The organism is Mesorhizobium jarvisii (assembly GCF_003601985.1).
GTDB classification, from domain to species: domain Bacteria; phylum Pseudomonadota; class Alphaproteobacteria; order Rhizobiales; family Rhizobiaceae; genus Mesorhizobium; species Mesorhizobium jarvisii.
Map to the genome: position 1 here is coordinate 299,917 of NZ_QZXA01000006.1, position 12,687 is coordinate 312,603.

Genomic DNA, 12,687 nt, shown 5'->3' on the forward strand with positions numbered 1-12,687 from the left:
TAGAACTGCCGGGCTGGACAACGGCCGGCAACGGGGAGGGTTTGCATGAAAAAACGCCGCATCGGCAAGACGGCGCTCGAGGTCACCGAAGTCAGCTTCGGCGGCGCCGCGATCGGCGGCCTGTACCGCGCCTGTCCACGCGAGGCGGCGATGGAAACGCTGCAAGGCGCCTGGGACGCGGGCTTGCGCTATTTCGACACCGCGCCCTTCTATGGTTTCGGCCTTTCGGAACGGCGCTTTGGCGATTTCCTGCGCTACAAGCCGCGTGATTCCTACGTGCTGTCCACCAAGGTCGGACGCCTGTTCCGCCCGGTGCCTGAAGACCAGGTGCCCGATCACTCCTATGTCGATCCGCTGCCCTTCGCGCTCGACTACGATTATTCCTATGACGGCATCATGCGGTCGGTCGACTTCAGCTATGCGCGGCTTGGGCTGAACAAGATCGATATCCTGTATGTGCACGACATTGGCGCCTACACGCATGGCGTCGAGAAGAACAAGCTGCACTTTCGCCAGTTGATGGATGGCGGGCTTAAGGCGCTCGAGGAGTTGAAGCGGGCCGGCACGATTTCCGCCTACGGTCTCGGCGTCAACGAAGTCCAGATCTGCCTCGACGTGATGCGCCAGGCCCCACTCGACTGCATCCTGCTCGCCAGCCGCTATTCCTTGCTCGACCGCAGCGCCGAAGCCGAACTGCTGCCGCTGTGCCGGGAGCAGCAGACATCGCTGGTGATCGGCGGCGTGTTCAACTCCGGCATATTGGCGACCGGGCCGGTGCAAGGAGCGCATTTCGATTACCAGCCCGCCGGCCGCGATATACTCGATCGGGTCGACGCCATGGAAAAGATCGCCGGCGAAGGCGGTTACCCGCTGGCCGCTGCTGCCTTTCAGTTTCCCCTGCACGAGCCGACGGTCGCCACCGTGCTGACCGGCACCGCCAAACTGGCAAACCTGACACGCAACCTCGAACTGCTCGACACCGACGTGCCAGGGACGGAATACGCCAAATATCGTCCCTACACGGTGGTGCAGAGCCTGGCGTGAAACCGGCGTCCACCAGCCTTGACGGGAGAGGCTCGACTTCACAAACGCGCGACTCCACAGAAAGAATGAACGTTCCATATTGACTAATGAATGGAATTAATATTCCATGTATTAACGAAACGGGAGCGTTCGGCTGCGTCCAGGGAGGAGCGGCGCGTGAATGTGTCAGTGCCTGAGATGGGGATCAGGTGCGAAACACCGCTTGCATCGTCCAGATCGATGCACTATCAAAACAGCGTAAATGTTTTTTATTGATAAAGTTCTGTTTGGGCCACGCCTATCCGAACGGAGCTTCCGTAACGTTCACCGGGCGACTTAGGGAGGAATCCTATGAAATTCGTGACCAGCATTCTCAACCGCCGCGCCGTCATGGCCCTGGCAGCAGCGTCGATGCTCGCCGGCGTCATGCACTCGGCGCCGGTTTCGGCGGCGGATGTGACTATTCCGATCATCGTCAAGGACACCACGTCCTTCTACTGGCAGATCGTGCTCGCTGGCGCCCGCAAGGCCGGCAAGGATCTCGGCGTCAACGTGCCGGAACTCGGCGCCCAGGCTGAAACCGACGTGAACGGCCAGATCTCCATCCTCGAGAACGCCGTCGCCGGCAACCCGGCCGCCGTCGTCATCGCGCCGACCGAAGCCAAGGCGCTCGGCAAGCCGATCGACGAGGCAGCGGCCAAGGTCAAGGTCATCGGCATCGACTCCGGCGCCGACTCCAAGGCCTTCACCTCGTTCCTGACCACCGACAACGTCCAGGGCGGCCGCGTCGCCGCGGACGGTCTTGCAGCAGCCATCGGTGCGGCCAATGGCGGCAAGGTCGAAGGCAAGGTTGCCCTGATCACCGCACTGCCTGGCGCCGGCTCGCTCGAGCAGCGCGCCCAGGGCTTCAAGGAACAGCTCAAGGCCAAGTATCCCGGCCTCGAACTGATCGCCGACAAATATGCCGACGGTCAGGCCACCACCGGCCTCAACATCGCGACCGACCTGATCACCGCCAATCCGGATCTGAAGGGCATCTTCGCCTCCAACCTGATCATGGCGCAGGGCGTCGGCCAGGCGATCGCCGAGAACAAGCTTGCCGGCAAGGTCGGCCTGATCGGCTTCGACAGCGACGAGAAGCTGATCAAGTTCCTGAATGACGGCGTCATTTCCGGCCTCGTCGTCCAGGACCCCTACCGGATGGGCTATGACGGCATCAAGACCGCGCTCGCCGCCTCGAAGGGCGAGAAGGTCGAGGCCAATGTCGACACCGGCGCCAACCTCGTCACCAAGGCGAATATGAAAGAACCCAAGATCGACGCGCTGCTCAACCCGAAGCTCAACTGAGCCTTAGGCGCAACCGCACAGTTTCCGGGGCCTCGCGCCCCGGAAACGACAGTCATATCGCTTGGAAATCCGCCAGCCTGGGCTAGGTTGCTCTGGATGGCATTTCAAAGCCTCGCCGCATGCCAAATCGTGAGGCCAATCTGGGAGGAGGATTGTCATGACATCGACGGCGCAAGAGCTGCACCCCGCCCCTGTGCTCGAGCCCGGCAGGACGATCCTCGAACTGCGTGGCCTCGAGAAGAAGTATCCGGGCACCCATGCGCTGAAGCCGGTGACGCTGGCCTTCAAGTCGGGCGAAATCCACGCCATCGTCGGCGAGAACGGTGCCGGCAAATCCACTCTGATCAAGCTTCTGACCGGCGTCATGCCGCGTACCTCCGGCGATGTCATCTGGGAAGGCAAGCCCGCGCCGCTGGCGACCCCGCATGAGGCGATGGCGCTCGGCATCAACGCCGTGCACCAGGAAGTCGTGCTTTGCCGGCATTTGACGGTTGCCGCCAACATGTTCCTCGGCGAGGAGAATTCGCGCTTCGGCATCCTGCAGCAGCGCGCCATGGTCAAGGAAGCGCAGAAGATCATCGACGATCTTGGCTTCGATCTGCCGGCGCATGTCGTGCTCGGCGACCTCACCATCGGCCAGCAGCAGCTGATCGCCGCCGCCCGCGCCACCGTGCGTGGTACCAAATTCCTGATCTTCGACGAGCCGACCGCCTACCTCACCCGCAAGGAGGCCGACCAGCTCTTCACCCTGATCCGCCGCCTGAAGTCCGAGGGCGTGACCATCATCTACATCAGCCACCGCATGGAGGAAGTCTTCGAGCTCGCCGATCGCGTCTCCGTGCTGCGCGACGGCACGCTGGTCGGCACCAGAAACATCGCCGAGACCAACGATGCCGAACTGGTCAAGCTGATGATCAACCGCTCGATCGAGCAGGTCTATCACAAGGAGCACTTCACGCCGGGTGCCGCGATCGTGGAAACCAGGAACCTGTCGGGCAAGGGCTTCGAAAATGTCTCGATGACGGTCCGCGCCGGCGAGATCGTCGGGCTCTACGGGCTGATCGGCGCCGGGCGCAGCGAATTCGTCACCACGCTCTACGGCCGCCATCGCAAATCGGCCGGCCAGATCCTGTGGGAAGGCAAGCCGGTCCAGGTCAATTCGGAGCATGACGCGATCAAGCTCGGCATGGCGCTGGCGCCGGAAAGCCGCCGCGACCAGGGCCTTTGCCTCAATTTGCCGGTCGGCCTCAATCTCAACCTGCCGATCTACAAGCGCATCTCCAAAAACATGTTGATCTCCGGCGCGCAGGAGAAGACCCAGGCCGACCGACAGATCGCCGATCTCCGCATCAAGACGCCGACACGCCACGCGCTGGCCTCCAGCCTGTCGGGCGGCAATCAGCAGAAGATCGTCATCGGCAAATGGCTGGCGCATGGCGCCAAGCTGTTCATCTTCGACGAGCCGACAGTCGGCGTCGATGTCGGCACCAAGGCCGAGATCTACCGGCTGTTCGGCGCGCTCTTGTCGAAGGGCGCCGGCATCATCCTGATCTCGTCCTATCTGCCGGAAGTCTATGAGCTGGCCGACACGCTGCATGTGTTCCGCCGCGGCAAGCTGGTGGCGACACACGGATTCCGCACCGCCGATCACGAGGAAATTCTCACACAGGCGCTCGCCGAGAAACAAGAAAAGCTGGGAGGAAAGATATGAGCACCGAGGCGATTCCTGCCGAAAAACCCAAGCGCAATTACAACGCCCTGTTCGGGCTAACGCTGCTGGCGCTGCTGGTGCTGCTCTGGGTCATCCTGTCGCTGTCGACATCGAGCTTCGCCTCGGCCAACAACATTTCGAACCTTCTACGTCAGGGTTCGATGATCGCCATCCTGGCGGTCGGCCAGACCTTCGTCATCATCACCGGCGGCATCGATCTGTCCGTCGGTGCGGTGGTCGGCTTCGCCACCGTCATTGCGGCGATGCTGATCAATGCCGGCATACCAGTCTTCCTTGCCATCCTGATCACGCTGCTGGTCGGCGTTGCCATCGGCCTGTTCCACGGCTTCGGCATCGTCAAGATGGGCCTGCCGCCCTTCATCATCACGTTGGCGACGCTGACCTCGCTGCGCGGCATCGGCCTTCTGATGACCAACGGCAACTCGATCTCCATCAACAATGATGCCTTCCAGGAATTCTCGCGCAACTCCTTCCTCGGCGTGCCCAATCTGTTCTGGATGGTGATCCTGGTCGGCATCCCGGCCTACATCTTCCTGCATCACAGCCGCTGGGGCCGCTATCTCTTCTCGGTCGGCTCCAACGCCGAGGCGTCGCGCCTCTCCGGCGTCAATGTCCAGCGCACCATCTACATGGCCTACACGCTGTCGGGCCTGTGCGCGGCCTTTGTCGGCGTGCTCCTGGCCTCGCGCATCGGCATCGGCAACCCGACCCAGGCCGAGGGCTGGGAACTGCAGGCGATCGCGTCCTCGGTCATCGGCGGCACTTCGCTGTTCGGCGCGGTCGGCTCGGTGCACGGCCCGCTGCTCGGCGCCTTCATTCTCGCCACCATCAACAACGGCGCCAACTTGCTCAACGTCAACGCCTTCTGGCAGCGCATCATCACCGGCGTGCTGATCATCGTCATCGTCTATTTCGACGGTCTGCGCCGCCGCGGCGGCAAGTGACCACTGCTGAAATCGATCTCCGGCCCGGCATGAAGACGGGTCGCAAACCCAACTGGACTGAAACATGAAAGCCGTTATCTGCCGCTCGCCCGGGGAGCTCGTCCTGGAAGATCGCCCCGCGCCCGCTGCCCCCCCTGCCGGCTGGGCACTGGTCGCGGTCAGCCATGTCGGCATCTGCGGCACTGACTACCACATTTTCGAGGGCAAGCACCCGTTCCTCGCCTACCCCCGCATCATGGGCCATGAAGTCTCCGGCACCGTCATCGAGACTGGCGAGGGCGTCGACCTTGCCATTGGCGAACCGGTCGTCATCAACCCCTACCTCTCCTGCGGCAAGTGCATCGCCTGCCGGCATGGCAAGCCGAATTGCTGCGTCAAGATCGAGGTGCTCGGCGTCCATCGCGACGGCGCGATGTGCGAACGCATTCTTGTCCCGGCGCAGAATCTCTATCCGGCCAATGGCCTGTCGCTGGCCGACGCAGCCGCCGTCGAATTCCTGGCCATCGGCGCCCACGCCGTACGTCGCGCCCGCGCCGATCCCGGCGCCCGCGCGCTGGTCATCGGCGCCGGCCCGATCGGGCTCGGCAACGCCATCTTCGCCCGGATTGCCGGGCTCAACGTGACGCTGCTCGACATGAGCAGTGAACGCCTCGCTTTCGCCGAAAACGAACTTGGTTTCAGTATCCTCGACGGCTCGCGCGGAGCGGTGCCGGACCTGGTCAAGGAAGCGACATCAGGCGAAGGCTTCGACGTGGCCTTCGACGCGACCGGCAACACCCGGTCGGTGCAGTCGGCCTTCGCCCATGTCGCGCATGGCGGCACACTGGTGCTCGTCAGCGTCGTCAAGGACGACATCGTCTTCTCCGATCCGGAATTCCACAAACGCGAAATGAAGCTGGTCGGCAGCCGCAATGCCTTGCGTGCCGATTTCGATCATGTCGCGGCCTCGATCGGCAACGGCGCCGTGCCCCTGGCCAAGCTCGTCACCCACCGCACCACGCTTGCCGATACGCCGGGCGATCTCGCCCGCTGGGCGCACGAGAAATCCGGCCTGATCAAAGCGGTGATCGAGGTCGCATAGTCGGCAGAATCCGGCTCACAGCGCCGACAGCTTCAGTTCCACCCGTTCCGCCGGAAAGCGCGACTCCGAAAACTGGATCGGTCGGCCGTCCGGCGTGATGTTGACGGCCACCGTGACCAGCACGATGGCGCCTGGCTGAAGGTCGAGGTCGGCGAGATCGGCCGCATCGGCATGGCGCGCCGACAGCACGGTCGACTGCCTGAGATAATCGTCTATGCCGAAGCGGGCCAGCGATGCGGTGATCGAGCCAGTCTCTGCCATCGCCTTGTCGATGCCGGCAAAGCGCCTGGCATCGAACCAGCCGGCAGCGCGTGACACAGGCCGTCCATCGGCTTCACCGCGTGTCTCCAATCTGATCACCTCGGTCGCCCTGGCCAGTCCAAGACCCTCGGCGACACGCTGACTGGCCGGCTCGACCGATGAGGAAAGCAGCACGATGTGGCGTTCCGAGGTCTGCCCTTGCAGGCCTGTTGAAAAGCGTGTGCGCGCGCCGATCGGATAGGACAGTCGCTTGCGCGACAGCACGAAGGTGCCACGCCCCTGCTCTGCCCGCAGCACTCCTTCCTGCACAAGTGCGGATATGGCGCTGCGCACCGTGTGACGGTTGACGCCATAACGCTCGGCCAACGCCACCTCCGGCGGCAGCGCGGCATTCTCGGCGAAATCGCCGGTGGCGATCGCCTGCAGGATCCTGTCGGCGATCTGCCGCCACAGCGAGACGCCGCTGCGCCGCTCGATACTGTCGGCTTCCTGTCGCCCGATCATGAATTGCCCCCGGCCATCTATCCCCTGTCATCCACCCGTCATGGACTCGCGTTAGGTAATATCTATAATTTGTATAGTTGTCTATATCAATAGACAAATTTAGCAAAGAGGAATACTGCCGATGCGAGGACAGGAAGCCCGCGACCAGGCCGAGCGCAAGGCCGCCATGGCGACGCTGGCGCAATCGAGTGGCGACGACATCGTCCGGCTCTGGAACGAAGCTGGCCTGCCTTCGCAGGCCGAGCTGCTGCGCGGCCCCGAGACCGGGCTCGTGACGCTGCGCGGCCGCATCGGCGGCGGCGGCGCGCCGTTTAATGTCGGCGAGGCGACCGTCACCCGCGCCACCGTCAGGCTGCCGTCCGGACAGGTCGGCCATTGCTACGCGCTTGGCCGCGACAAGCAGAAGGCGAAGCTCGCGGCAATCGCCGACGCGCTCTGGCAGGACCCTGCCCGCCGGACCGAGGTCGAGACCAGGCTGATCGGGCCTTTGAGGTCGGCGCTCGCCACTGCCCAGGAAAAACGCCGTGCCGAGACGGCGGCAACGAAGGTGGATTTCTTCACCATGGTTCGCGGAGAAGACTGATGGATATCGCAGCGCAATCGATCGAGGGCGGCTTTGCCGATCCGGTGTTCAACGCCCAGACGGTGTTTCGCGCGGTCATGGACGCGATGGCGCGGCCGGGCAGCGTGCAGCCTTTGCCGGCCCTGGCCCGCCCGCCGGCGCCGCTCTCGGCAACTGCCGGCGCCGTGGCACTGGCGCTATGCGACAACGACACGCCGCTCTGGCTCGACCCCGCCTTGCACGTCTCCGCCGCGATCGGTTCCTGGCTTGGCTTCCACACCGGCGCGCCGCTCGCCAACACGCCTGCCGACGCGCATTTCGCCTTTGTCGCCACGCCGGCCGAGATGATGGCGCTCGACGGCTTTGCGCAGGGAACGCAGGACTATCCCGACCGGTCGACCACCCTGATCCTGCAGGTCAGCGACCTCACCTCAGGCACTCCGCTGCTGCTGGAAGGGCCTGGCATCGAAACCAGCGCCACGATCGCGCCGGCGCAGATGCCGCGTCATTTCATCGAGCAATGGAAGCAGAATATCCAGCGCTTTCCGCGCGGCGTCGACATCATCCTCGCCACCGCTGAAGGCATAGCCTGCCTGCCGCGCACCACGCGCATCAAGACGATGGAGGCATAGGATGTATGTCGCGGTAAAAGGCGGCGAAGCCGCTATTCGTAACGCCCACAGCCTGCTCGCCGATCGCCGGCGCGGCGACCGTTCGGTGCCGGCCCTGCGCCTCGACCAGATCGTCGAGCAGCTGGCGCTCGGCGTCGACCGGGTGATGAGCGAAGGCTCGCTCTACGACCTGGAGCTCGCCGCACTCGCCATCGTCCAGGCGCGCGGCGACATGATTGAGGCGATCTTCCTGGTGCGCGCCTATCGCACCACGCTGCCCCGCTTCGGCTACAGCAACCCGATCGACACCGGCGCCATGCTGGTCGAGCGGCGCGTCTCGGCAACCTACAAGGACCTGCCCGGCGGCCAGTTGCTCGGCCCGACCTTCGACTACACGCACCGGCTGCTCGACCCCGAGCTTGCCGCTGGCGCCAACGTCGCCGCACCCTTGCGGCGCGAGACGGAAGCGCAGGCCATGCCGCGCGTCTCGGCGATCCTCGCCCGCGAAGGCCTGATCGAACCGGATGGCGAGATGCCGCAGGACCATGTGCCCGGCGACATCACCCGCGAGCCGCTGGAATTCCCGATGGCGCGCGACATCCGCCTGCAGGCGCTGTCGCGTGGCGATGAGGGTTTTCTCCTGGCGCTCGGCTATTCAACCCAGCGCGGCTATGCCCGCAACCATCCCTTTGTCGGCGAAATCCGCATTGGCGAGGTCGAGCTGGAACTCGATGTCCCCGAACTGCCCTTCGCAGCCCCCCTCGGCACGGTGCGGGTCACCGAATGCCAGATGGTCAACCAGTTCAAGGGCTCGGCCAAGGCGCCGCCGCAGTTCACCCGCGGCTACGGCCTGGTCTTTGGCCAGAGCGAGCGTAAGGCGATGGCCATGGCGCTCTGCGACCGCGCGCTGCGCGCCTCCGAGCTTGGCGAGGACATCATCGCCGCCGCCCAGGACGAGGAATTCGTCATCTCGCATTCCGACAATGTCCAGGCGACCGGCTTCGTCGAGCATCTGAAGCTGCCGCACTATGTCGACTTCCAGGCCGAGTTGGACCTCGTGCGCCGCATGCGCGCCGAATATGAGGCCCGTAAGAACCCCGCCAAGGTCGACGAAAAGCGGGAGGCCGCGGAATGATCGAAGGCCTGTCCCACATGACCTTCATCGTCCGCGACCTTGAGCGGATGACAAGGATACTCGAGGGCGTCTTCGACGCCCGCGAGGTCTTTGCCAGCGACGCCGCGCAGTTTTCGCTGTCGCGCGAAAAATTCTTCCTGATCGGCGACATCTGGATCGCCATCATGCAAGGCGAGAAGCTGGCCGAGCGCAGCTACAACCACATCGCCTTCAAGATCGACGACGACGATTTCGACCGCTACGCCGAGCGCGTCGGCAGACTAGGCCTCGACATGCGCCCGCCGCGCCCACGCGTCGAGGGCGAAGGCCGCTCGATCTATTTCTACGACGACGACAATCACATGTTCGAACTGCACACCGGCACGCTCACCGAGCGGCTGGCGCGCTATGCCAAAGGACTTGAGGTCGCATCATGACCGACATCGCCACCTACAACTTCGCCTATCTCGACGAACAGACCAAGCGGATGATCCGTCGCGCGATCCTCAAGGGCATCGCCATTCCCGGCTATCAGGTGCCGTTCGCCTCGCGCGAAATGCCGATGCCCTATGGCTGGGGCACTGGCGGCGTCCAGGTCACCGCCTCGATCATCGGCCCCGATGACGTGCTGAAGGTCATCGACCAGGGCGCCGACGACACCACCAACGCGGTATCGATCCGCGCCTTCTTCAAGAAGGTCGCCAATGTCGCTGTCACCACCGATACCGCCGGCGCCACCATCATCCAGACCCGCCACCGCATCCCCGAACATCCGCTGACCGCGGGCCAGGTGCTGGTCTACCAGGTGCCGATCCCCGAGCCGCTGCGCTTCCTCGAACCGCGCGAGACCGAGACGCGCAAGATGCATGCGCTTGAGGAGTATGGCCTCATGCATGTGAAGCTCTATGAGGACATCGCCAAGCACGGCCGCATCGCCACCACCTATGCCTATCCGGTCAAGGTCGAGGGCCGCTATGTGATGGACCCCTCACCGACGCCGAAATTCGACAATCCCAAGATGCACCGCTCGCCGGCGCTGCAGCTGTTCGGCGCCGGACGCGAGAAGCGCATCTATGCGGTGCCCCCCTTCACCGATGTCGTCAGCCTCGACTTCGAGGACCATCCGTTCGAGGTGCAGACCTTCGACCAGCCCTGCGCACTGTGCGCGGCCGAAAATGTCTATCTCGACGAGGTCATCCTCGACGACCATGGCGGCCACATGTTCGTCTGCTCCGACACCGACCATTGCGAGAAGCGGCGCCAAGAGGGCCATCGCGGCCATCTTGCTCCGGAGATCCATCTTGCTTCCGAAAAAGTGGAGCCGGCACAATGACCGACGAACCGCTGCTACGCGTCTCGGCGCTCTCCAAATTCTACGGTTCGCGCGTCGGCTGCGACAACGTCTCCTTCGACCTGTGGCCGGGCGAAGTCCTGGCAGTCGTTGGCGAATCCGGTTCCGGCAAGACGACGCTGCTCAATTGCCTGTCGACGCGGCTCTTACCGTCGTCGGGCACCGCCAGCTACCGCATGCGCGACGGCCAGTTCCGCGAGCTCTACCGCATGAGCGAGGCCGAGCGCCGCTTCCTGATGCGCACCGACTGGGGCTTTGTCCACCAGAACCCGGCCGACGGCCTGCGCATGACGGTGTCTGCCGGCGCCAATGTCGGCGAACGGCTGATGGCGGTGGGCGACCGCCACTATGGCAAGATCCGCGCCACGGCGGTCGACTGGCTGTCGCGCGTCGAGATTGAGCAAGACCGTATCGACGACGAGCCACGTGCCTTTTCCGGCGGCATGCGCCAGCGCCTGCAGATCGCCCGCAACCTCGTTACCGGCCCACGGCTGGTGTTCATGGACGAGCCGACCGGCGGCCTCGACGTCTCGGTGCAGGCCCGCCTGCTCGACCTGTTGCGTGGACTGGTCACCGACCTCGGTCTCGCGGCCATCGTCGTCACCCACGATCTCGCCGTGGCGCGCCTGCTGTCGCAGCGCATGATGGTGATGAAGGACGGCCGCGTCGTCGAAAGCGGCCTCACTGACCGCGTGCTCGACGATCCGCGCGCGCCCTACACGCAGCTTCTCGTTTCTTCCATTTTGCAGGTGTAACGATGCCAACGCCGCTCGTTGTTTCCGACGTCGCCAAGAGCTTCACCATGCATCTGCGCGATGGCATCAAACTGCCTGTCGTCGCCGGTGTCTCGTTCTCGATCAGGGCGGGCGAATGCACCGTGCTCGGCGGCCCGTCGGGCGCCGGCAAGAGCTCGATCCTGAAGATGCTCTACGGCAACTATGCCGTCGACGAGGGCCAGATCATCGTCAGGCACGAGGACGGACTGATCGATCTCGCCAACGCCAGCCCGCGCACCGTGCTTGCCGTTCGCCGGCAAACGATCGGCTATGTCAGCCAGTTCCTGCGCACCGTGCCGCGCGTCTCGGCGCTCGACGTCGTCGCCGAACCGCTGGTCGAGCGCGGCGAGGAACGCGAGGTTGCACGCGGCAAGGCACGCGCCCTGCTGGCGCAGCTCAATTTGCCGGAAAAACTCTGGGCGCTGCCGCCGGCGACCTTCTCCGGCGGCGAGCAGCAGCGCGTCAACATCGCGCGCGGCTTCATCACCGAGCACCCTATCCTGCTGCTCGACGAGCCGACCGCCTCGCTCGATGCTACCAACCGCAACGTGGTGATCGAACTCATCGCCGCCAAAAAGGCGGCGGGCGTCGCCCTGCTTGGCATCTTCCACGATCATGATGTTCGCGAGGCGGTTGCCGACCGCATCATCGACGTCACCGCTTTTGCTCCAGGAAAACTCGCCGCATGACCAGGAAATTGTCGGAGACGCCGCTGGTTCACCCGACGGCGGAGGTACACAATTCGACGCTTGGCCGCTGGACCGAGATCGCCGACCGCAGCCGGGTTTCGGAGAGCGAACTCGGCGACTATTCCTACATGATGCAGGATTGCTCTGTCTGGTGCGCGACGATCGGCAAGTTCGCCAACATCGCGGCAAGCGTGCGCCTCAACGCCACCAACCACCCGACTTGGCGGCCGACGCTGCATCATTTCACCTACCGCGCCTCGGACTATTGGGACGACGCCGAGCACGAGAGCGAATTCTTCGCCCAGCGCCGCGCCAAACGCGTCACCATCGGCCACGATACCTGGCTCGGCCACGGCTCGACCGTCCTGCCCGGCGTCACTGTCGGCGATGGCGCGGCGGTCGGCGCCGGCGCGGTCGTCTCGAAGGATGTCGCGCCCTACACCATAGTCGCCGGCGTGCCGGCCAAGCCGATCCGCGAGCGCTTCGACCGCCGCACCGCCGAACGCTATCAGGCGCTTGCCTGGTGGGACTGGGACCACGCTAGGCTGCGCGCTTCGCTCGACGATTTTCGCGAGCTGACGGCCGAGGCATTCCTGGAGAAATACGAGGGATAGTTCCTCACATTGCCGTCATAAGGGGGCCTGTTCATATCTCTGACACAGGACTCGGACAGGACGCCATCTCCCCAAGGA

14 protein-coding genes are annotated in these 12,687 nt (G+C 64.2%); 13 read left to right on the forward strand and 1 reads right to left on the reverse strand.

What is annotated here, in order from left to right; all coding sequences use genetic code 11:
• Positions 1 to 45: 45 nt before the first annotated feature.
• The 5 genes from D3242_RS17430 (at position 46) to D3242_RS17450 (ending at position 6,127) form a co-directional block, all read left to right on the forward strand.
• Positions 46 to 1,044, forward strand: coding sequence for an aldo/keto reductase (locus tag D3242_RS17430; protein WP_064980916.1), 999 nt, complete (start codon positions 46 to 48; stop codon positions 1,042 to 1,044).
• A 330-nt stretch (positions 1,045 to 1,374) separates the two neighbouring features.
• Positions 1,375 to 2,370 carry an ABC transporter substrate-binding protein gene (locus D3242_RS17435; RefSeq protein WP_019861265.1) on the forward strand — a complete coding sequence of 332 codons (996 nt, stop codon included), beginning with the start codon at positions 1,375 to 1,377 and terminating at the stop codon, positions 2,368 to 2,370.
• A 157-nt stretch (positions 2,371 to 2,527) separates the two neighbouring features.
• A complete protein-coding gene (locus tag D3242_RS17440; RefSeq protein ID WP_038653376.1) occupies positions 2,528 to 4,081 on the forward strand; it encodes a sugar ABC transporter ATP-binding protein in 1,554 nt (517 codons plus the stop codon).
• Positions 4,078 to 5,046, forward strand: coding sequence for an ABC transporter permease (locus D3242_RS17445; protein ID WP_019861267.1), 969 nt, complete (start codon positions 4,078 to 4,080; stop codon positions 5,044 to 5,046). The genes D3242_RS17440 and D3242_RS17445 overlap by 4 nt, the downstream gene beginning before the upstream one ends.
• Before the next feature lie 64 nt (positions 5,047 to 5,110).
• On the forward strand, positions 5,111 to 6,127 hold the full coding sequence (locus tag D3242_RS17450) for a zinc-binding alcohol dehydrogenase family protein (protein ID WP_064980918.1): 1,017 nt from the start codon (positions 5,111 to 5,113) through the stop codon (positions 6,125 to 6,127).
• A 15-nt stretch (positions 6,128 to 6,142) separates the two neighbouring features.
• Here D3242_RS17450 and phnF read toward each other — a convergent pair whose 3' ends face one another.
• Positions 6,143 to 6,892, reverse strand: coding sequence for a phosphonate metabolism transcriptional regulator PhnF (gene phnF, locus D3242_RS17455; protein WP_064980919.1), 750 nt, complete (start codon positions 6,890 to 6,892; stop codon positions 6,143 to 6,145).
• A 121-nt stretch (positions 6,893 to 7,013) separates the two neighbouring features.
• Here phnF and phnG point away from each other — a divergent pair, with 121 nt between their 5' ends.
• Genes phnG through D3242_RS17495 form a run of 8 tightly spaced genes read left to right on the forward strand, consistent with a single transcriptional unit; the run spans position 7,014 to position 12,609 of the window.
• Positions 7,014 to 7,475: a phosphonate C-P lyase system protein PhnG gene (phnG, locus tag D3242_RS17460; protein WP_019861270.1), complete on the forward strand. Its 462-nt coding sequence runs from the start codon at positions 7,014 to 7,016 to the stop codon at positions 7,473 to 7,475.
• Entirely contained in the window at positions 7,475 to 8,086 is a 612-nt protein-coding gene (gene phnH, locus D3242_RS17465; RefSeq protein WP_064980921.1) for a phosphonate C-P lyase system protein PhnH, read from the forward strand. The genes phnG and phnH overlap by 1 nt, the downstream gene beginning before the upstream one ends.
• A gap of 1 nt (position 8,087) precedes the next feature.
• Positions 8,088 to 9,200 carry a carbon-phosphorus lyase complex subunit gene (locus D3242_RS17470; RefSeq protein ID WP_064980923.1) on the forward strand — a complete coding sequence of 371 codons (1,113 nt, stop codon included), beginning with the start codon at positions 8,088 to 8,090 and terminating at the stop codon, positions 9,198 to 9,200.
• Positions 9,197 to 9,616: a FosX/FosE/FosI family fosfomycin resistance hydrolase gene (gene fosX, locus D3242_RS17475; RefSeq protein WP_038649784.1), complete on the forward strand. Its 420-nt coding sequence runs from the start codon at positions 9,197 to 9,199 to the stop codon at positions 9,614 to 9,616. The genes D3242_RS17470 and fosX overlap by 4 nt, the downstream gene beginning before the upstream one ends.
• Positions 9,613 to 10,512, forward strand: coding sequence for an alpha-D-ribose 1-methylphosphonate 5-phosphate C-P-lyase PhnJ (locus D3242_RS17480; protein WP_064980924.1), 900 nt, complete (start codon positions 9,613 to 9,615; stop codon positions 10,510 to 10,512). The genes fosX and D3242_RS17480 overlap by 4 nt, the downstream gene beginning before the upstream one ends.
• Entirely contained in the window at positions 10,509 to 11,285 is a 777-nt protein-coding gene (gene phnK, locus D3242_RS17485; protein ID WP_013892928.1) for a phosphonate C-P lyase system protein PhnK, read from the forward strand. Before D3242_RS17480 ends, phnK begins: the two co-directional genes overlap by 4 nt.
• A 2-nt stretch (positions 11,286 to 11,287) precedes the next feature.
• Positions 11,288 to 11,995 carry a phosphonate C-P lyase system protein PhnL gene (gene phnL, locus D3242_RS17490; RefSeq protein ID WP_038649790.1) on the forward strand — a complete coding sequence of 236 codons (708 nt, stop codon included), beginning with the start codon at positions 11,288 to 11,290 and terminating at the stop codon, positions 11,993 to 11,995.
• Complete coding sequence (locus tag D3242_RS17495) at positions 11,992 to 12,609, forward strand: DapH/DapD/GlmU-related protein (RefSeq protein WP_027047411.1); 618 nt, start codon at positions 11,992 to 11,994, stop codon at positions 12,607 to 12,609. The genes phnL and D3242_RS17495 overlap by 4 nt, the downstream gene beginning before the upstream one ends.
• Positions 12,610 to 12,687 lie beyond the last annotated feature (78 nt).